This is a genomic window from Hydrogenophaga flava NBRC 102514 (assembly GCF_001571145.1).
GTDB lineage: Bacteria > Pseudomonadota > Gammaproteobacteria > Burkholderiales > Burkholderiaceae_C > Hydrogenophaga > Hydrogenophaga flava.
The window spans coordinates 55,868-74,651 of record NZ_BCTF01000020.1 but is presented as its reverse complement, the minus strand read 5'-3'; the positions used below and the strand labels follow the sequence as shown (position 1 = coordinate 74,651).

18 protein-coding genes are annotated in these 18,784 nt (G+C 64.6%); 14 read left to right on the top strand and 4 right to left on the bottom strand.

Features of this window, described 5'->3' with window-relative positions; translation table 11 throughout:
• Window positions 1–9: 9 nt before the first annotated feature.
• Genes rbfA through HFL01S_RS17360 form a run of 5 tightly spaced genes read left to right on the top strand, consistent with a single transcriptional unit; the run spans window position 10 to window position 5,346 of the window.
• A complete protein-coding gene (gene rbfA, locus HFL01S_RS17380; protein WP_066260889.1) occupies window positions 10–384 on the top strand; it encodes a 30S ribosome-binding factor RbfA in 375 nt (124 codons plus the stop codon).
• A gap of 2 nt (window positions 385–386) precedes the next feature.
• Window positions 387–1,352 (top strand): tRNA pseudouridine(55) synthase TruB, encoded by a 966-nt coding sequence (gene truB / locus HFL01S_RS17375; RefSeq protein ID WP_066260887.1) that lies wholly within the window; start codon window positions 387–389, stop codon window positions 1,350–1,352.
• Window positions 1,349–3,175, top strand: coding sequence for a translational GTPase TypA (gene typA / locus HFL01S_RS17370; protein ID WP_066260885.1), 1,827 nt, complete (start codon window positions 1,349–1,351; stop codon window positions 3,173–3,175). Before truB ends, typA begins: the two co-directional genes overlap by 4 nt.
• A 45-nt stretch (window positions 3,176–3,220) precedes the next feature.
• The gene (locus HFL01S_RS17365) at window positions 3,221–4,255 is read left to right on the top strand and encodes a DMT family transporter (protein ID WP_066260884.1); all 1,035 of its coding nucleotides are present in this window, start codon (window positions 3,221–3,223) and stop codon (window positions 4,253–4,255) included.
• Window positions 4,252–5,346 carry an enoyl-CoA hydratase/isomerase family protein gene (locus HFL01S_RS17360; protein ID WP_066260882.1) on the top strand — a complete coding sequence of 365 codons (1,095 nt, stop codon included), beginning with the start codon at window positions 4,252–4,254 and terminating at the stop codon, window positions 5,344–5,346. The genes HFL01S_RS17365 and HFL01S_RS17360 overlap by 4 nt, the downstream gene beginning before the upstream one ends.
• A gap of 29 nt (window positions 5,347–5,375) precedes the next feature.
• On the opposite strand, the gene smpB is transcribed toward HFL01S_RS17360, so the two are convergent.
• A complete protein-coding gene (gene smpB, locus HFL01S_RS17355; protein ID WP_066260880.1) occupies window positions 5,376–5,867 on the bottom strand; it encodes an SsrA-binding protein SmpB in 492 nt (163 codons plus the stop codon).
• A gap of 49 nt (window positions 5,868–5,916) precedes the next feature.
• On the opposite strand from smpB, the gene HFL01S_RS17350 reads away from it, so the two are divergent.
• Window positions 5,917–6,360 carry a type II toxin-antitoxin system RatA family toxin gene (locus HFL01S_RS17350; protein WP_066260946.1) on the top strand — a complete coding sequence of 148 codons (444 nt, stop codon included), beginning with the start codon at window positions 5,917–5,919 and terminating at the stop codon, window positions 6,358–6,360.
• Window positions 6,357–6,689, top strand: coding sequence for an RnfH family protein (locus tag HFL01S_RS17345; protein ID WP_066260879.1), 333 nt, complete (start codon window positions 6,357–6,359; stop codon window positions 6,687–6,689). Before HFL01S_RS17350 ends, HFL01S_RS17345 begins: the two co-directional genes overlap by 4 nt.
• A gap of 20 nt (window positions 6,690–6,709) precedes the next feature.
• Here HFL01S_RS17345 and HFL01S_RS17340 read toward each other — a convergent pair whose 3' ends face one another.
• Complete coding sequence (locus HFL01S_RS17340; protein ID WP_157538932.1) at window positions 6,710–7,294, bottom strand: DUF4124 domain-containing protein; 585 nt, start codon at window positions 7,292–7,294, stop codon at window positions 6,710–6,712.
• A 175-nt stretch (window positions 7,295–7,469) separates the two neighbouring features.
• On the opposite strand from HFL01S_RS17340, the gene guaB reads away from it, so the two are divergent.
• From guaB to HFL01S_RS17315, 5 genes are all read left to right on the top strand, one after another.
• Window positions 7,470–8,939, top strand: a complete 1,470-nt coding sequence (guaB, locus tag HFL01S_RS17335) for an IMP dehydrogenase (protein WP_066260877.1) — start codon at window positions 7,470–7,472, stop codon at window positions 8,937–8,939.
• A 68-nt stretch (window positions 8,940–9,007) separates the two neighbouring features.
• Entirely contained in the window at window positions 9,008–10,624 is a 1,617-nt protein-coding gene (gene guaA / locus HFL01S_RS17330; RefSeq protein WP_066260876.1) for a glutamine-hydrolyzing GMP synthase, read from the top strand.
• A gap of 103 nt (window positions 10,625–10,727) precedes the next feature.
• Complete coding sequence (locus HFL01S_RS25175; RefSeq protein WP_157538931.1) at window positions 10,728–11,114, top strand: 2'-5' RNA ligase family protein; 387 nt, start codon at window positions 10,728–10,730, stop codon at window positions 11,112–11,114.
• 223 nt (window positions 11,115–11,337) lie between these two features.
• Window positions 11,338–12,735 carry a tRNA adenosine(34) deaminase TadA gene (tadA, locus tag HFL01S_RS17320; RefSeq protein WP_066260873.1) on the top strand — a complete coding sequence of 466 codons (1,398 nt, stop codon included), beginning with the start codon at window positions 11,338–11,340 and terminating at the stop codon, window positions 12,733–12,735.
• A complete protein-coding gene (locus HFL01S_RS17315; protein WP_066260869.1) occupies window positions 12,732–13,661 on the top strand; it encodes an LD-carboxypeptidase in 930 nt (309 codons plus the stop codon). Before tadA ends, HFL01S_RS17315 begins: the two co-directional genes overlap by 4 nt.
• A 20-nt stretch (window positions 13,662–13,681) precedes the next feature.
• Here the strand turns inward: HFL01S_RS17315 and HFL01S_RS17310 are convergent, their stop codons facing one another.
• Window positions 13,682–14,014, bottom strand: coding sequence for a hypothetical protein (locus HFL01S_RS17310; RefSeq protein WP_066260867.1), 333 nt, complete (start codon window positions 14,012–14,014; stop codon window positions 13,682–13,684).
• A 383-nt stretch (window positions 14,015–14,397) separates the two neighbouring features.
• Between HFL01S_RS17310 and HFL01S_RS17305 the strand changes: the two genes are divergently transcribed.
• Entirely contained in the window at window positions 14,398–15,342 is a 945-nt protein-coding gene (locus HFL01S_RS17305; protein ID WP_066260866.1) for an adenylate/guanylate cyclase domain-containing protein, read from the top strand.
• Between the two features lie 67 nt (window positions 15,343–15,409).
• Window positions 15,410–17,893, top strand: coding sequence for a penicillin acylase family protein (locus HFL01S_RS17300; RefSeq protein WP_066260865.1), 2,484 nt, complete (start codon window positions 15,410–15,412; stop codon window positions 17,891–17,893).
• 13 nt (window positions 17,894–17,906) lie between these two features.
• On the opposite strand, the gene HFL01S_RS17295 is transcribed toward HFL01S_RS17300, so the two are convergent.
• On the bottom strand, window positions 17,907–18,683 hold the full coding sequence (locus HFL01S_RS17295; protein ID WP_066260863.1) for an EF-hand domain-containing protein: 777 nt from the start codon (window positions 18,681–18,683) through the stop codon (window positions 17,907–17,909).
• Window positions 18,684–18,784 lie beyond the last annotated feature (101 nt).

Sequence of the window (18,784 nt, the reverse complement as noted above, 5' to 3'; positions counted from 1 at the left end):
AGCAACACCATGCCCCGCAAGGCTTCTTCTGTCCCCAACCGCGGTTTCCGTGTGGCCGACCAGATCCAGCGCGATCTGGCCGAGTTGATCGCGCGCGAGCTCAAGGATCCGCGGGTGGGCATGGTCACGATCAATACGGTCGAGGTCACACCCGATTACGCACACGCCAAGGTGTTCTTCAGCCTGCTCACCGGCAATCCGGACGAGACGACACAGGGCCTGAATGCCGCCGCCGGGTTCCTGCGCAACGGCCTGTTCAAGCGCCTGCACATCCACACCGTGCCGACGCTGCACTTCGTGTTCGACCGCACCACCGAACGCGCGGCGGACATGAACGCGCTGATCTCCAAGGCCGTTGCGTCGCGTTCCAAGAACGAGGAATGACCATGCAGCGCCACAGCACCAGGGTGCCACGGCGCCCTGTGCATGGGGTGCTGTTGCTCGACAAACCGCTGGGTTTCTCCAGCAACCAGGCCTTGCAGAAGGCCAAATGGCTGCTGCGCGCCGAGAAGGCCGGGCACACCGGGACACTGGACCCGCTGGCCACAGGCGTGCTGCCGATCTGCTTCGGCGCCGCCACCAAGTTCAGCCAGCTGCACCTGGACGCCGACAAGAGCTACGAGACCGTGGTCCGCCTTGGTGTGACCACGACCACCGGCGACGCCGAGGGCGATGTGCTGGAGAGCCGTCCAGTGACCTGCAGCTTCGGGCAAGTGGTAGAGGTGCTGGACCGGTTCACCGGGCCCATCACCCAGATTCCGCCCATGCACAGCGCCCTCAAGAAGGATGGCAAGGCGCTGTACGAATATGCCCGTGAAGGCGTCACGGTGGAGCGTGCGCCGCGCGCGGTCACCATCCACGACTTGGAGTTGCTGGAATTGGGGCTGGAGGGCGATGAGCCTTTCCTGCGATTGCGCGTACGCTGCTCCAAGGGCACCTACATCCGCACGCTGGGCGAAGACATTGCAGCGGCCCTGGGCTGCGGCGGGCACCTGAGCCTGCTGCGCCGGGTGCAGACCGGTCCGTTCGACGCCAGCCAGTGCATCACTGTCGAAGCCCTTGAGGCGCTGCCCGAAGAGCAGCGCCTGCAACGGCTGCTGCCGGTGCAAGCCCTGTTGCCCGACCACACGGCTGTCACGCTCGACAGCGACAATGCCGCGCGCTTCCTCAGTGGTGTTCGCCGCCGCGGGGCCTGGTCCGACCAGTCCCAGGTGGCGATCTACGGCCCGCCGCCGGGCACCTCCCACACGCCGGTCCTGCTGGGCAGTGGCCACACACAGGCCGGCGAACTCATCCCGGGGCGGCTGCTGAGCCCCATCGAAATACAGCAAATCCTGGAACCTGCAACATGAGCAAACAGATCCGCAACATCGCCATCATCGCCCACGTCGACCACGGCAAGACCACCATGGTCGACCAGCTGCTGCGCCAGTCGGGCACCTTCGCCGAGCACGAAAAAGTCGTGGACACGGTGATGGACAACAACGCCATCGAACGCGAGCGCGGCATCACCATCCTGGCCAAGAACTGTGCCGTGAGCTGGGAAGGCACGCACATCAACATCGTCGACACCCCGGGCCACGCGGACTTCGGCGGTGAAGTCGAACGCGCCTTGTCGATGGTCGACGGCGTGGTGCTGCTGATCGACGCCCAGGAAGGCCCGATGCCGCAGACCCGCTTCGTGACCAAGAAGGCACTGGCCCTCGGCCTCAAGCCTATTGTGGTCGTCAACAAGGTCGACAAGCCCGGTGCCAACCCGACCAAGGTGATCAACGAGGCGTTCGACCTGTTCGCCAACCTGGGGGCGACCGACGAGCAGCTGGAATTCCCGGTGGTCTACGCCTCGGGCATCAACGGCTGGACTTCGCTGGAAGAGGGCGCGCCTGGCGAACAGTGGGGTCCGAACATGTCGGCCCTGTTCGACACCGTGCTCAAGCACGTGCCGGCACAAACCGGTGACCCGGCTGCGCCGCTGCAGCTGCAAATCTCAGCCCTGGATTTCTCCACCTTCGTGGGCCGCATCGGCGTAGGCCGAATCAGCCAAGGCACGATCAAGCCCAACATGGACGTGCTGGTGATGGAAGGCCCCGATGGCAAGTCCTTCAAGGGCCGCATCAACCAGGTGCTGACCTTCCAGGGACTGGACCGCGTGCAGGCCACCGAAGCCGGCCCGGGCGACATCGTGCTGATCAACGGCATCGCCGACATCGGTATCGGCGTGACGGTGACCGACCCGCTCAACCCGGCGCCGCTGCCCATGCTCAAGGTGGACGAACCCACCCTGACCATGAACTTCTGCGTCAACACCAGCCCGCTGGCTGGTCGCGAAGGCAAGTACGTCACCAGCCGCCAGATCTGGGACCGCCTGCAGAAAGAGCTGCAGTCCAACGTGGCGCTGCGCGTGCGTGAAACCGACGAAGACGGTATTTTCGAAGTGATGGGCCGGGGCGAACTGCACTTGACCATCCTGCTGGAAAACATGCGCCGCGAAGGCTACGAGCTGGCCGTCTCCAAGCCGCGCGTGGTGTTTCGCGAGATCAACGGCGAGAAGTGCGAGCCAATCGAACTCGTGACGGCCGACATTGAAGAGCAGCACCAGGGCGGCGTGATGCAGGCGCTGGGCGAGCGCAAGGGCGAGCTGGTCAACATGGAGCCGGACGGCCGTGGCCGCGTGCGCCTGGAGTACCGGATTCCGGCACGGGGCCTGATCGGTTTCACCAACGAATTCCTGAACCTGACCCGCGGTTCTGGGCTGATCAGCAACATTTTCGACAGCTACGAGCCGCACAAGGGCGAGATTGCCAGCCGCAAGAACGGCGTGCTGATCTCCATGGACGACGGTGAGATCTTTACCTATGCCCTGGGCAAGCTCGACGACCGTGGCCGCATGTTCGTCAAGCCGAACGACCCCGTGTACGAGGGGATGATCGTCGGCATCCACAGCCGCGACAACGACCTCATCGTCAACGCCACCCGCACCAAGCAGCTGACCAACTTCCGCGTCAGTGGCAAGGAAGACGCGATCAAGATCACGCCCCCGATCGACCTGACGCTTGAGTATGGCGTCGAGTTCATCGAGGACGACGAGCTGGTCGAAATCACGCCCAAGAGCGTGCGTCTGCGCAAGCGCCATCTCAAGGAACACGATCGCAAGCGCGCTTCGCGCGAAGCCTGACCCATCGGGCAGCCGTTGGCTGCGCGCAAAGGTGCACTCCACCCCATGCCGTTCAAGCTGCTCAACCGCCTGACTCACACCCAGGCGGTGTTCCTCATGGTCGCGGTGACCCTGATGTGGTCGATCGCCGGCGTGGTCTCGCGCCAGCTGGAGTCGGCCGCCCGTTTCGAAGTCACCTTCTGGCGCAGTGCATTCACCTTTGTGTCGCTGTTGCTCATCCTGCCGGTATGGCGGGCTTCAGACCGTGCGGCAGGCGCTCTGGCCGACGAGGCAAAGCACCAGAGCGTGCTGCAACGCCACTGGGGCATCCTCGCCGGGTCGCGAGCCTTCTGGGTGTCGGGCGTCTGCTGGAGCGTGATGTTCACCGCCTTCATGCTGGCGCTGACCTTTACCAGCGTCGCCAACGTGCTGGTGATCATGGCGGCCGGGCCTCTGTTCACCGCCGTGCTTGCTCGCGTGTTCATCGGCCAGCGACTTCCCCTGCGCACCTGGGCCGCCATCGTGACGGCTGGTGCTGGCATCGTTTACATGTACGGCAGCCAGATGTGGGCCGCCTTCACCGACCCGGCGGCAAACGCATCGGGCCTGGTCCTTGGATCACTGGCATCGCTCTGCGTGCCGGTGGCGGGCGCGATCAACTGGACCGTGGTGCAGCGCAGCCAGCAGCATGGAGAGTCCATCGACCTTGTTCCGTCGGTGCTGGTGGGGGCGCTGTTCTCGACTGTGGCCACCCTGCCGCTGGCGTTCCCGTTTCAGGCCACCGGCAGCGATATCGTCTGGCTGGCCATGCTGGGTCTGGTGCAGCTGGCGATTCCTTGCACGCTGGCGGTGGTCTGTGCCCGTTCGCTGAAAGCGCCCGAAGTGTCCCTGCTGGCGCTGCTGGAGGTGATTTTCGGCATCGTGTGGGCTTGGCTATGGGCCAACGAGACGCCCGGTCGCGAGGTGCTGCTGGGCGGCAGTGTGGTGATTGCCGCCTTGCTGCTCAACGAACTGGCCGGCTGGCGTGACCGCCAAGGCGCACCGCGCATTCAGACGCTCAACGCCCAGAATACCGAGACATCCGTTGGAGAAACGCCATGAATGGGTCCGAACAGTTCATCATCACCGAAGTCCGTGGCCGCGTCGGTTGCATCACCCTGAACCGGCCCCGGGCGCTCAACGCGCTGTCCTTGGACATGATCCGCGACATCAGCGCCGCCTTGCTGGCCTGGCGAGAAGACCCGCAGGTGCTCGCGGTGGCGATTCGTGGCATGGGCAAGGAGGGCGCGTTCGGCAGCTTCTGCGCGGGCGGTGACATCCGCTTCTTTCACCAGGCGGCGCTCGCGGGCAACCCCGAGCTTGAGGACTTCTTCACCGAGGAATACGCGCTCAACCACCTGATCCACACCTACCCCAAGCCCTACATCGCGTTCATGGACGGCGTCTGCATGGGTGGGGGCATGGGCATCACCCAGGGCGCGAGCCTGCGCATCGTCACCGAACGCAGCAAGATCGCCATGCCGGAAACTGGCATCGGCCTGTTCCCTGATGTGGGAGGTGGCTATTTTCTGAGCCGTTGCCCAGGCCGGCTGGGCGAGTACCTGGCCATGACCGGTCTGGTGCTCGACGGCGTTCAGTCACTGGCCGCAGGCCTGGCCGACGCGATGATGGACAGCGGTCGCCTGACGGGACTGTGGGATAGCCTGGGCCAGACTCCGTATGAAAGTGGCGATGCCGTGGAGCGGTGGTGTCGGAACCACGTGCACAAGTCGCCTCCGAAGACCCACCTCCCGCAAGCCGACATTGATCGCGTGTTCTCTTTGGACTCCGTGACAAGTGTGATTCAGGCGCTGGAACAGGCCAACGACGACTGGGCCCGCGACACCGCACAGCTGCTGCGCAAGCGTTCGCCATTGATGTTGCATGTGGTGCTGGAGCAGGTGCGCCGGGCCCGGGGCATGGGGTTGGCCGATGAGCTGCGCATGGAGCGTGGCCTGGTGCGCCGCTGCTTCCACCTGCGACCGGGAGCCGCGAGCGAGACCGCTGAAGGCATCCGCGCTCTGGCGGTGGACAAGGACCACTCGCCGCGCTGGAACCCGTCCCGCATTGAAGAAGTGGCAGCCACCGATGTCGAGGCATTTTTCGTCAGCCCCTGGCCGGCCAGTGCCCATCCGCTGCGCCATCTGGGCTGAACTCTGGCAGAGCGCCGCGCCCCACAGGTTCAGCGCTGGCGCTGCTTCATCGCGCGCTCGACCTCGCGCTTGCCTTCGCGGTCCTTGATCGTGTCGCGCTTGTCGTGCTCCGCCTTGCCCTTGGCGAGCGCGATCTCGCATTTCACCTTGCCGCTTTTCCAGTGCAAGTTCAGCGGCACCAGGGTGTGGCCCTTCTGCTCGACCTTGCCGATCAGACGCCGGATCTGGTCCTTGTGCAGCAACAGCTTTTTGGTTCGCACCGAGTCCGGGCTCACGTGGGTGGAAGCGGTTCTGAGCGGGTTGATCTGGCAGCCGATCAGGAACAGTTCGCCTTCCCGGATCACCACATAACCGTCGGTGAGTTGCACCTTGCCCTCGCGCAGCGCCTTCACCTCCCAGCCTTGCAGCACCATGCCTGCCTCGAAACGTTCCTCGATGGCGTAGTTGAACAAGGCCTTCTTGTTGTCCGCGATGCGGCTGTCAGCGGTCTTGGCGGCGGATTTGCTGGGTTTGGTGGACATGGAGCAGTAAATGGGGTCGCGGGCGACCCATACAATGGGCGCCGATTGTATGAAAACGATTCAGAAGTCCGTCCTGCTCTGGCACAGCGCCCACGAGATGTTTGCGCTGGTCACCGATGTTCAGCACTACCCGCAGTTCCTTCCATGGTGTGATCAAAGCGAAGTGATGGAGCGTGATGACCACGGCATGGTGGCCCGTGTCGGCATGGCCATTAGCGGTCTGAAGCAGAGCTTCACCACCCGAAACAGGCACATTGATGACCGACAGGTGTTGATGGAGCTGGTGGACGGCCCGTTCTCCCATCTGGAGGGGGTCTGGAACTTCACACCGCTTGGCGATGGCAGCCAGCGGGCCTGCAAGGTGGAGTTCACGCTGACCTACGGCTTTTCAAGCCAGGCGCTGGCCACGTTGGTGGGGCCTGTGTTCGACCGGATAGCGGGCAGCTTGGTGGACGCATTCGTCAAACGCGCTGACCAGGTGTACGGCGCATGATTTCCGTGGTGCTGGCTCGGTCTCCCCAACCCCGAATGGTGGAAGAGCTGCCTCTGCAGCTTCCCGATGGCGCGACCATCGCTGAGGCCCTAGCCATGGTTGGCTGGGCCCTGAGCGTAGACGGCTCAGAGGACTCCATGTGGACTTGTGGAGTGTGGGGCCGCCAGGCAAATCCAGACACGCCGCTCAGAGCCGGCGACCGCGTCGAGCTGTACCGGAGCCTGAGGGTTGACCCCAAGGTGGCCCGCAGAGAGCGGTTCGTCGGTCAGGGTTCACGCAACGCAGGGCTGTTCGCCCAGCGACGACCCAACTCCAAAGCCGGATACTGATCCCGTTCCGGCCATGTTCCTCAGTTGACGTTCTGCGCGGACGCCGATGCTGGGCCACAGTCTGAACGAATGACGCCGTCGATGCGCTGCTGCTCAGCCGCGCGCGCCTTGTCATCCATGATCTCGCGCTCGCCCTTGGCATTGGTGGTGGCGATGCGAATGCCCGAATCCAGCGTGGCCTTGGCACGTTTGGCCCGCTCGCAGTTGCCGGCGCGGGCTGCAGCAATCCGCTCGTCCTCGGCCTTCTTCTTGGCCTGAGCTGCTTCCTGCACCTGCTTTTCGGCCTGTTTCTTCTTTGCTTCGAGCTGTTCGTCGCGGCCAGTCATCTTTGGCGCGTCGCCTGCCTGCGCAGCGGGCTGGCCGGTGGTCGCAGGGTCGGTTCCGGTCGGAGCTGGGCTTGCTGGCCCAGCCTGACGCACGGTTCCTGGTGTGCGAAGAATGCTCTTCTCGGGCGTGCCAGGCGGCGGCGCCGTGTCGCTGAAAACCTTGTTGCCGGAAGAGTCCACCCAGACCCACTGCGCCCAGGTTGATCCACTGAACAGAGTGGCCAGCGCTGCGAATGCGAGAACTCGCCAGAAAGAGGTGTGTGTGTGACGGCTAAGCATACGAATCAGTTTAACCCGGGGCCTCCCAGCCGCCCACCACAGGGCGCGCGCTAGGTGACGAAGTAGCACTTTTGCTGGCTTGACGGAGCTTTTTGACCGGACCTGGTGGTGTTCTGCAGACAGAGGAGCTCTCGGTTGAACGCCGGGTACAATCGTGCTTTTGGAGCTTTACCTCATGCGCCTCCTCGGCAAAGCGCTCACTTTCGACGACGTTCTGCTCGTCCCCGCGTACTCCCAGGTCCTGCCCAAGGACACCTCCCTCGCCACCCAGTTCACCCGCAACATCCGTCTGAACCTGCCCCTGGTCTCCGCGGCCATGGACGCAGTGACGGAGGCCCGGCTGGCGATTGCCATTGCCCAGGAAGGCGGCATCGGCATCATCCACAAGAACCTCTCGGCGCAGGAACAGGCTGCCCACGTGGCCAAGGTGAAGCGCTACGAGTCCGGTGTGCTGCGCGACCCGGTGGTCATCAGCCCCTCGACCACTGTGCGCCAGGTCATGAAGCTGTCCGACGAGCTGGGGGTCTCCGGCTTCCCGGTCGTGGACTCGGGCAAGGTGGTGGGCATCGTCACCGGTCGCGATCTGCGCTTTGAAAACCGCTACGACCTGCCGGTCAGCGAGATCATGACCCCGCGCGAGCGCCTCATCACGGTGCCCGAAGGCACCACGCCGGAGCAGGCCAAGGCGCTGCTCAACAAGCACAAGCTGGAGCGTCTGCTGCTGGTCAACGACGCCTTTGAGCTCAAGGGTCTGATCACAGTGAAGGACATCACCAAACAGCTGAACTTCCCGAACGCCGCGCGCGACGCCGCCGGCCGCCTGCGCGTCGGCGCGGCTGTGGGCGTGGGCGAAGGCACCGAAGAGCGTGTGGAAGCCCTGGTCAAGGCCGGTGTGGACGCCATCGTGGTGGACACGGCCCACGGTCACAGCAAGGGTGTTATCGACCGCGTGCGCTGGGTCAAGCAGAACTACCCGCAGGTGGACGTGATCGGCGGCAACATCGCCACCGGCAGCGCCGCCCTGGCGCTGGTGGATGCAGGCGCCGACGGCGTCAAGGTCGGCATTGGTCCTGGCTCCATCTGCACCACCCGAATCGTCGCCGGTGTGGGCGTGCCCCAGATCATGGCCATCGACAACGTGGCGACCGCGCTGCAGACCACCGGCGTGCCCATGATCGCCGACGGTGGCATCCGCTATTCCGGTGACATCGCCAAGGCCATTGCGGCTGGCGCCAACACCGTGATGATGGGCGGCATGTTCGCCGGCACCGAAGAAGCTCCTGGCGAGATCGTGCTCTACCAGGGCCGCAGCTACAAGAGCTACCGCGGCATGGGCTCTATAGGTGCCATGCAGCAGGGCAGTGCAGACCGCTACTTCCAGGAAAGCAGCACCGGCAATCCCAACGCGGACAAGCTGGTGCCCGAAGGTATCGAAGGGCGCGTGCCGTACAAAGGCTCGGTCGTGTCGATCATCTTCCAGATGGCCGGCGGCATCCGCGCGTCCATGGGCTACTGTGGCTGCCCGACCATCGAGCACATGCGCGCCAAGGCGGAGTTTGTCGAGATCACCTCGGCCGGCATCCGCGAAAGCCATGTGCACGACGTGCAGATCACCAAGGAAGCGCCGAACTACCGCGCGGGCTGACCGGTCCCGCTCCTCAGGCCGTCCACCGAGACGGCCTTTTTCTTTTCCCTGCAGCCTTTTTCAACGCCATGCAGCACCAGAAAATCCTCATCCTCGATTTCGGTTCCCAGGTCACCCAGCTGATCGCGCGCCGGGTGCGCGAAGCCCACGTGTACTGCGAAGTGCATCCCTGCGATGTCAGCAGCGATTGGGTACGCGAATTCGCCGCCGACGGTCAGCTCAAGGGCGTGATCCTCTCGGGCAGCCACGCCAGCGTCTACGAAGTGGACGACAAGGCCCCCGATGCGGTGTTCGAGCTGGGCGTGCCGGTGCTGGGCATCTGCTACGGTATGCAGACCATGGCCCAGCAGCTGGGCGGCAAGGTCGAGGCCGGCAAAACGCGGGAGTTCGGTTACGCCGAGGTGCGTGCCCGTGGCCACACGGCCCTGCTCAAAGACATCGCCGACTTCACCACGCCTGAAGGCCACGGCATGCTCAAGGTGTGGATGAGCCACGGCGACAAGGTCACCGAAATGCCGCCGGGATTCAAGCTCATGGCCAGCACCGACGCCTGCCCGATCGCCGGCATGGCCGACGAGTCGCGCGGTTACTTCGCGGTGCAGTTCCACCCCGAGGTGACGCACACGGTGCAGGGCAGGGCGCTGCTGGAGCGCTTTGTGCTGGAGATCTGCGGCACCCGGCCCGACTGGATCATGCGCGACCACATCGAGGAAGCCGTGCAGAAGATCCGCGAGCAGGTGGGCGACGAGGAGGTGATCCTGGGCCTGTCGGGCGGCGTGGACTCGTCGGTGGCCGCGGCCCTGATCCACCGCGCCATCGGCGACCAGCTGACCTGCGTGTTCGTGGACCACGGCCTGCTGCGACTGCACGAGGGCGACATGGTGATGGACATGTTTGTCGGCAAGCTGCACGCCAAGGTCATCCGGGTGGACGCGGCGGACCAGTTCCTCGGCCACCTGGCCGGGGTGAGCGATCCGGAAGCCAAGCGCAAGATCATCGGCCGCGAGTTTGTCGAGGTGTTCAAGGCCGAAGCCGCCAAACTCATCTCAAGTGGTGCTTCAACAAAAGGCGCCAAGTGGTTGGCACAAGGGACAATTTACCCGGACGTGATCGAATCCGGTGGCGCCAAGAGCAAGAAGGCTGTGACCATCAAGAGCCACCACAACGTGGGTGGCCTTCCCGAACAGTTGGGCCTGAAGCTGCTGGAGCCGCTGCGCGACCTGTTCAAGGACGAGGTGCGCGAGCTGGGTGTGGCACTGGGCCTGCCGCACGACATGGTCTACCGCCACCCGTTCCCTGGCCCTGGCCTGGGCGTGCGCATCCTGGGCGAGGTGAAGAAGGACTACGCCGATCTGCTGCGCCGGGCCGATGCCATCTTCATCGAAGAACTGCGCTCTACCATTGACCCCCATTCGGGCAAGAGCTGGTACGACCTGACCAGTCAGGCCTTCACGGTGTTCCTTCCGGTCAAGAGCGTGGGCGTGATGGGCGACGGCCGCACCTACGACTATGTGGTGGCACTGCGCGCGGTGCAGACCAGCGACTTCATGACCGCCGATTGGGCGGATCTGCCGTATGCACTGCTCAAGAAGGTCTCCAGCCGCATCATCAACGAGGTGCGGGGCATCAACCGCGTGACCTACGACGTCAGTTCAAAGCCGCCCGCCACCATCGAGTGGGAATGAGTCGATCGCTGCAGGAGAAGCCGCCGCCTGTCAAAAATACTGTTTATAAATACAGTATTCATGCACAATGGAACTCCGTCAACGCAACCCAAGGAGGTGTTGCATGGAGTTCCGTCACGACTTGTACTGCATGCTGCGCCTGCCACCAGCGGTTGCGCAAAAGGTGGCTCGCCTTCAACAGCACATCAACCGTTCATACCGCGGCCCGTCGAAACCCATGGCGGAGGATCGGCTGCATACCACGCTGGTGCCTCTGGGTTCGTACGAGCACCGCATTCCTCCCGAAGTCCTGAGGGTGGTTTTCCGCGCCGGCGCCCTGCTGGATGTGACTCCTTTTCGGGTCTGTTTTGACACACTGCAGTCTCGCGGACCAAGAGACGAACTTGGTACGGTAGAGCTCGCGGGCCATGGCGCCGGGGTGTTGCCGCTGTTCCATCTCCGGAGGCAACTGGTGGCTGCGCTGCTCAAGGCAGGATGGCCCGCCGAATGAATAAGGCACGGCTTCTATCCGCATGTCACTCTGGACTACAAGCACCAACCCGTCAGCGCGCAGCGCGTCGAACCGGTGGCCTGGGACGTCACCGAACTGAGTCTGGTCGACAGCCACTATGGGAGTGGCCACCACGAGGTCGTCGCCCGCTGGCCACTGCATGACCGGCAGCCGTCGCTGTTCGATTGAATGTGCCGCCGCGAGGGTGCAGGACAATGGCGACATGAACGACGCCGAGTACATGGGCCTGGCCCTGAGAGAAGCCCAGGCCGCTCGCGCCGCGGGCGAGGTGCCGGTCGGCGCCGTGGTGGTGCACCGGGGCAGGGTGGTGGGCATGGGACGCAACGCGCCCATCGCCGCTCACGATCCGACGGCCCATGCAGAAATCCTCGCCCTTCGCGCGGCAGCGCAGACCCTGGGCAACTACCGGCTTTATGACTGCGAGCTGTTCGTGACGCTGGAGCCATGCACCATGTGCAGCGGCGCGCTGTTGCACTCGCGCCTGCGGCGGGTCGTCTTCGGCGCACATGATCCGAAGACCGGTGCCGCCGGCTCGGTGGTGGATCTGTTCGGGCATGCGCAGCTGAACCACCACACCCAGGTCTTGGGGGGTGTGCGGGCCGACGAGTGCGGCAACCTGCTCAGCGAGTTTTTCAAGGCCCGCCGTGAGCAGCAGCGCCGCGAAGGCCAACCACTGCGAGACGACGCGCTGCGCACGCCCGAACGCCATTTCGACGGGCTGCCGGGATACCCCTGGTCGCCGCGCTACCTGAACGATCTCCCTTCGCTGGGTGGCCTTCGCCTGCACTACCTGGACGAAGGGCCGCTGGACGCGCCGCGCACCTGGCTGTGCCTGCACGGCAACCCGGCATGGAGCTATCTCTATCGCAAGATGATTCCCGTCTTTACCGAGGCGGGAGATCGTGTGGTGGCGCCCGACCTGATCGGCTTTGGCAAGAGCGACAAACCCAAGAAGGACGCGTTCCACCGCTTCAACTGGCACCGCAACGTGCTGCTCGAGTTCGTGGACCGGCTGGACCTGCGCAACGTGGTGCTGGTGGTCCAAGACTGGGGTGGCCTGCTCGGGTTGACCCTGCCGATGGCCTCACCGGGGCGTTATGCCGGCTTGCTCGTGATGAACACCCTGCTGGCCACAGGCGACGAGGCACTGTCTCCGGGGTTTCTGGCGTGGCGCAAGATGTGCGCCGACAAACCGCTGTACGACGTCGGCCGCCTGTTCGCACGTGGCAACCCGCACCTCGATCCCGCCGAATGCGAGGCGTACAACGCACCATTCCCGGACACGGGCCATCGCGCCTCATTGCGTGCCTTCCCGGCTCTGGTGCCGGAGCACGCGGACGACGAAGGTGCGGCCATATCCCGCGAGGCCTTGCAGTTCTGGCGCGAGCGCTGGCAAGGCCGGACGCTGATGGCGGTGGGAGTACGCGACCCGGTGCTGGGAGAACCTGTCATGCAAGCACTGGCACGTAACATCCGGGGCTGTCCGCCCCCGTGGCTGATTCCTGACGCTGGGCATTTTGTTCCCGAGCATGGGGAGCAGATTGCACGCGCGGCCTGTCAACACTTCTCCATCGATCCCGTTTCCTTCAACGAGCCATGAGCCACATCTACATTTATTCCCCGTCCAGCGCCGTGCGCGACAAGGCCGCCTTCAGGCGCGGGGTGAAACGGCTGCAGCACCTCGGCCACGAGGTCGAGATCGACGAGGCTGCGCTCAGCAGCCACATGCGGTTTGCGGGCGACGACGCCACCCGCATCGCAGCCATCGGCCGAGCAGCGGCCAGCGGCGCCGACGTGGCGCTGATTTCACGCGGTGGGTATGGCCTCACGCGCCTTCTGCCCGAACTGCCTTACAAACAGCTCGCGAAAGCCATCGGCAAGGGCATGCAGTTCGTGGGCCTTAGCGACTTCACCGCCTTGCAATGCGCGCTGCTGGCCAAGACGGGCGCCGTGACCTGGGCTGGCCCGGCCCTTGGGGAGGATTTTGGTGCCGAAGAGCCCGACGACATCATGGAAGCCTGCTTTGACGATCTGCTCGATGGGCACGGCGAGGGCGCGGGCTGGGTGCTGCCCAAAAAGGACCTGCCCTGTCTGCCCACGACCGTCAGGGAAGATGCCCCATCGCTGCATCTGCACAAAGCTCAGTTGTGGGGCGGCAACCTGTCGGTGCTGTGTTCATTGGTCGGCACGCCCTGGGTGCCCGATGTGAAGGGCGGCGTGCTGTTTCTAGAGGATGTCAACGAGCATCCCTACCGCATCGAACGACAGCTGACGCAACTGCTCCATGCGGGCATCTTGGGACGTCAGAAGCTGATCGTGCTGGGCAGTTTCAACCGCTTCAAGACGGTTCCACACGACCGTGGGTTCAAGCTGCAGACCGTGGTCGACTGGCTTAGAAGCCAGACCCGGACACCCGTGCTGACGGGGCTGCCATTCGGGCATGTCCCCACCAAGGTGTTGTTACCGGTGGGCCGGGAAGTGGCGGTGATGGTGCAGGGGCGTGAGGCCCTGATGTTCTGGGGATGAGCAGGGCGCTCGCAAATGTCTCAGCGAGCCGAACGGGTTGACTCCATGAGGCCTTTGGGCAGGAGGCCATTGAACACCGGGGTGACGCTGCGGACCAGATCGACCGCGCGTGCCTCGCCATGAAGACTGCTGAGGACGGCCACCATCTCGGCCCGGGCATACCAGAGCGCTTGCACATCGTGCACATACATGAGGCGGTGTTTGAGCCTGGGGTTGGCTTGCGCGCCTGCTTCACCAAGAACAGACAGCATGGCCTGCCGCACCGGCTCCAGCGACTCCGGCGCATGTTTGCGTACCTCGGTGCCCAGCAAGGCGGAGATGCTGTGGCGAATGGTCGGTTTGATCCAGCGCATTTGCGATCCCAACGATAGGAAGTTATGGGGGGCAGGATACGTCCGGGGAGCCCCACGGGCAAGGCCTCGAACCTGAGGAAAGTCAAGAAAACAACAGCCAAATCAAGCGCTTAGAAAGACTGTTTAAGATATTGCGTGTACAGGTCTGGTGACGATGCCAGCAATTGCTCCGGAAAGTGTTCAATGACGGCCGGTTCACTTAGGTCCTTTGGACTCAAGCTTGTGGAAACCCACAACAGCGGTCCTGGGGCACGTCAATTCAGGTGCTCAAATGACCGGATGTGTGATAAACCACACACCTTGTTACCATCCACCAGCCTGTCCTTGCTTCGGTTGACACCAACAGCGCCCCGCCTCGCCCAGGCCGATTTCTATTCATATTCATGGCCGAACTGACGATTGCCTTCGTGGACCTGACCGGCAGCGTCTCCGTGTTTGAAACACTGGGCAATGACCGTGCCGCCAAGGCGGTGACCAAGCTGACCCAGTGGATCGGGTCCATGGGACTGGAACACCACGGCAAGGTCGTCAAGATGCTGGGCGACGGCGTTCTGCTCTCGTTCACCAACAACCGGCTTGCGGTCGAGTGCATGAGCACCATCCAGCAGGAGCACTCGCAACGGGTGGCCCAGTGGCCCAACCGGCTCAAGCTGATGATGCAGATCGGCATGGCGCGCGGGCAGGTGGTGCAAGTCGACGGCGACTGCTTCGGCGACGCGGTCAACGTGGCGTCGCGCCTGAGCGATCTGGCGGGGCCGGAACAGATCCTGGTCAACGACATGGTGATCCGCAAGCTGGGCAAAGGGCAGAACGTGCGCAGCCGCAGCCTTGGACCGATCCGCATCAAGGGGCGCGTGGAGCCGGCAGAGGTCTTCCGCATCGAATGGCAGACCGAGATGCTGTCGGAGTTCCTGACGCTGCCAGCAGACCTGCATGCCCTGCGCAAGAGCACCGAATCGGTGTTCGGTGGCATCGAGCTCGGTTGGCTCGATGCCAGCCAGTCGTTCAATCTCACCGACCTGCCGTTGAAGATTGGTCGGGTGCCCGAGGCCGATTTTGTGGTGAACGATCCGCGGGTCTCGCGGATGCACGCCTCCATCGACATCCGTTCGGGCAACTACCTGCTGGAAGACACCAGCAGCTACGGCACCTGGGTCCGCTTTGCAGGCGCTGAAAACGCCATTGCGCTGAGGCGGCAGGAGTGCCTGCTGCACAGCGATGGCGAGTTCTCGATGGGGGCGCCTTTCACAGACATCAGCGCTCCCACGGTGAGCTTCCGTCTGGTGGATGGCCAGATGGTGCTCGGACACGGTCGCACGCGCGTCTGATCACTCGCAAGCCCGGGTGCACCCGCGGCCTGGCGCCGCTACCATCGCCCCAGCCTTGGAGGTGCTGATGCGCTGGTTGACCCGTCTGTTTTTTCTGCTGCTGTTTCTGGTCCTGCTTGGGGCGGTGGCATTGTCGATCTATGCCTGGCGGAGCCAGCCCCAGATGAATGGGGATCTGAGCCTGCCGGGATTGCGCGGCGCCGTGCAGGTGCAACGCGACGGCAGCGACGTGGCGCACATTCTGGCCACCGACCCGCGGGACGCCTGGATGGCGATGGGTTATGTGCACGCGCAGGAACGCGGATGGCAGCTGGAGTTCAACCGCCGCCTGATGCGGGGACAGCTGTCCGAGGTGTTTGGCCGCTCCACGCTGGAGACCGACCTGCTCATGCGCACGCTGGGCATCCGGCAAGCGGCCCAGGCGCAGCTCGCCGGCATGAGCGAAGAGGGGCGGGTGGCGCTGAAGGCCTACAGCGACGGCGTGAACGCGTTTTTCGCTCAACGTCAGCAGGCACTGTCGCCCGAGTTCCAGATCCTGCGCATCGATCCACGGGAAGACGCAGCGGCCGGCCGCTACTGGGAACCCGAAGACAGCGCAGGCTGGGCCTTGATGATGGCACTGGACCTCGGTGGCAACTGGGGCAACGAGCTGGCCCGGCTGTCCGCGCTGCAGGTGCTGGACACACCGTCCCTGTGGCAACTGTTTCCGCCGTATCCGGGCGAGGCGCCCGCGGCCTCGGCCGATCTGGCAGAGCTGTACCGTGCCATGCGCGTGTTTCCGGCGGCTGAAGGCAAACAGTCGCGCACCACCGAGAGCAGTCCTGCGGCGGATGCCCTGGCACAGGGGGTGATCGAGTGGACCCGCTCCCTTGGAGAAGTGGAGGGCAAGGGCTCGAACAACTGGGTGGTGTCGGGCGCGCGCAGTGCCAGCGGCAAGCCGCTGCTGGCCAACGACCCGCACCTGGGCCTGAGTGCGCCGGCGATCTGGTACTTCGCCCGCCTGCAGGCGCCCGACGTGCCCGGACTCAAGGGCATGGACGTGATTGGCGCCACCTTGCCGGGCACCCCGTTCGTAGTGCTCGGGCGCACACCCGATGTGGCCTGGGGCTTCACCAACACCGGCCCCGATGTACAGGACCTGTACCTGGAACAGCTCGACCCCAGCGACCCGACCCGCTATCGCCTCCCGGCACCGGCGGGGCAGGAAGCCTGGGCGCGCTTTGACGAGCGCATCGAAACCATCCGCGTCAAAGGCGAGCCGGACGTGGTGCACACGGTGCGCAGCAGCCGGCATGGCCCTGTGCTCAGTGACGCTCCTGGTCGTGCGCGCGACCTCATCGACACCGGGCGCTTCGCGCTGTCGCTGCGCTGGACGGCCCTGGAGGCGGACAACCGCAACGTGGACGCCACCCTGGCTTCCAACCGTGCACGCTCGGTCGACGATCTGCTGGAGGCATACCGCCACTTTCACGCACCGATGCAGAACGCGGTGATGGCCGACCGCAGCGGCCGCATCCTCTTCAAGGCGGTGGGCAAGGTGCCGCTGCGGTCGCCGGACAACCGCATCCGCGGTGTGGCACCTTCGCCAGGCTGGGACGCCCGCTACGACTGGACGGGCTACCTACCTTACGAAGACACCCCGCAGGACGACGGTGCCAAGGGCTGGATTGCGACCGCCAACCAGCGCATCCATGCGGCCGACTACCCGCACTTCCTGACCCAGGACTGGGCGGCGCCATACCGCCAGGAACGCATCGAGGCCCTGCTGGCGCAGACGGAGAAGCACGATGCGGCCAGCTTCCGCGCCATGCACGGCGACCTGCATTCGGAAGCGACGCTGCGGCTGTTGCCCCACTTGAAAAAAACCGCGTCAAGCCATCCCCTTGCCGCGGCAGCGCTGGCATCGCTGAAAGACTTCAAGGGTGGCATGTCCGCCGATGCGGCGGCGCCGCTCGTCTACAGCGTCTGGGTCGACGAGTTCACGCGCGGTGTGGTCGGCCAGCGCCTGGGTGTGGAACGGTTCGAGAAGCTCTACGGCAAGCGCCTGTTCCGCAACGCGGTCGAGGGCATCCTGGAACGCGACGACCACGCCTGGTGCGGCCCGCAGGGCTGTGCTGCAGCCAGCACCGCCGCGCTTGACCGCGCGCTGGACCGCATCAGCGCGCAGCAGGGACAGGATGTGTCGCAATGGCGCTGGGGCACGGCCCACCCGGCGATTTCCGTGCACCGTCCGTTCAGCAACGTCGGCGCGCTGGCACCCCTGTTCGAGGTGCGAAAGGAGACGGGTGGCGACCCGTTCACCGTGAACGTCGGCCAGTACCACCTGGACAAGGTCGATGCGCCGTTTGCCAACCGGCACGCCGCCAGCCTGCGCGCCATCTACGACCTGGCGGAGCCGGAGAACTCGCTGTTCATCTACCAGACCGGACAGGGCGGCAACGCGCTCTCCAGCCGCTACCGCGACATGAGCGATGCCTGGGCCGCCGTAGAATACCGGCCGTTGCAAATGGCGCCCGCGCAGTGGCGCAGCCGCCTGGAACTCAAACCCTGATCGCCGGCTGGCGTCAGGCGGATTCGTTGAGGCTGCCGCCGCTCAGCGAGGCCAGGGCGGTGTCGTTGTAGCGTTTGCTCGCAGCTTCGGCCTGGGCGCTCAGCTTGGCCACGTAGGCGTTCAGCTCGGCACTCGAAATGTCGCCGCTGCCGTCGGTATCGACGGTCTGCATGAGGGCCTGCAGGGATGCGTCCTCGGTCCCCGCCACCGCCTCTTCGGTGCTGGCGACTACCGGATCCGCTTCCGGCGTGGTGACCGCGTGCACGGGGGGCGTGGTTGCTGGCGCCGTGGGAACGGTGGCTCCGGCCAGCGCGGTGGACCCTTCGGGCGCCACTTCCTGCGTGGTCGTGATCACCGTGGTGGTCTGCACCACCGTGGTTTCGGTGGATGGTGTGATACCGAACTCGGCCATCGAGATCTGGCCGTCGTTGTCGGCGTCGAGTTCGGCGAACCGGGCCTCATCGCCGCGCGACTGGACAAACGCCTGGGTGTTCGAGGCGGACGAAAACAGGTTCTGCAGCAGGGTGCCCACCTCGGCGCCATTCAGTGCACCGTCCTTGTTGGCATCAAGCGAGGCATAGAGCTCGGATGCGCCCTGGCCCACCTCGACACCCAGCTTGCCCGCGACCTTTTCAAGCGCTGCCTGGAACTCGCTCTGGCTGACACCGCCATCGCTGTCGGCATCCATCTTCTTGTGCATCTTGTCCTGCAGGTAGCTGGACATGGCGCCACTCAGGGACGACAGGGTCTGGGACCAGGCGCTGGAGTTGCTGGTGTCGACAGTGCTCATGGAGAGGTTCCTTTCTGGCAGGTGGTTCCGGGATGGAGCAATGCTCTCGCATCCGGACGCCACAGAAACCCACCAACAGCAGGATGGAAACCCCGCTGTTC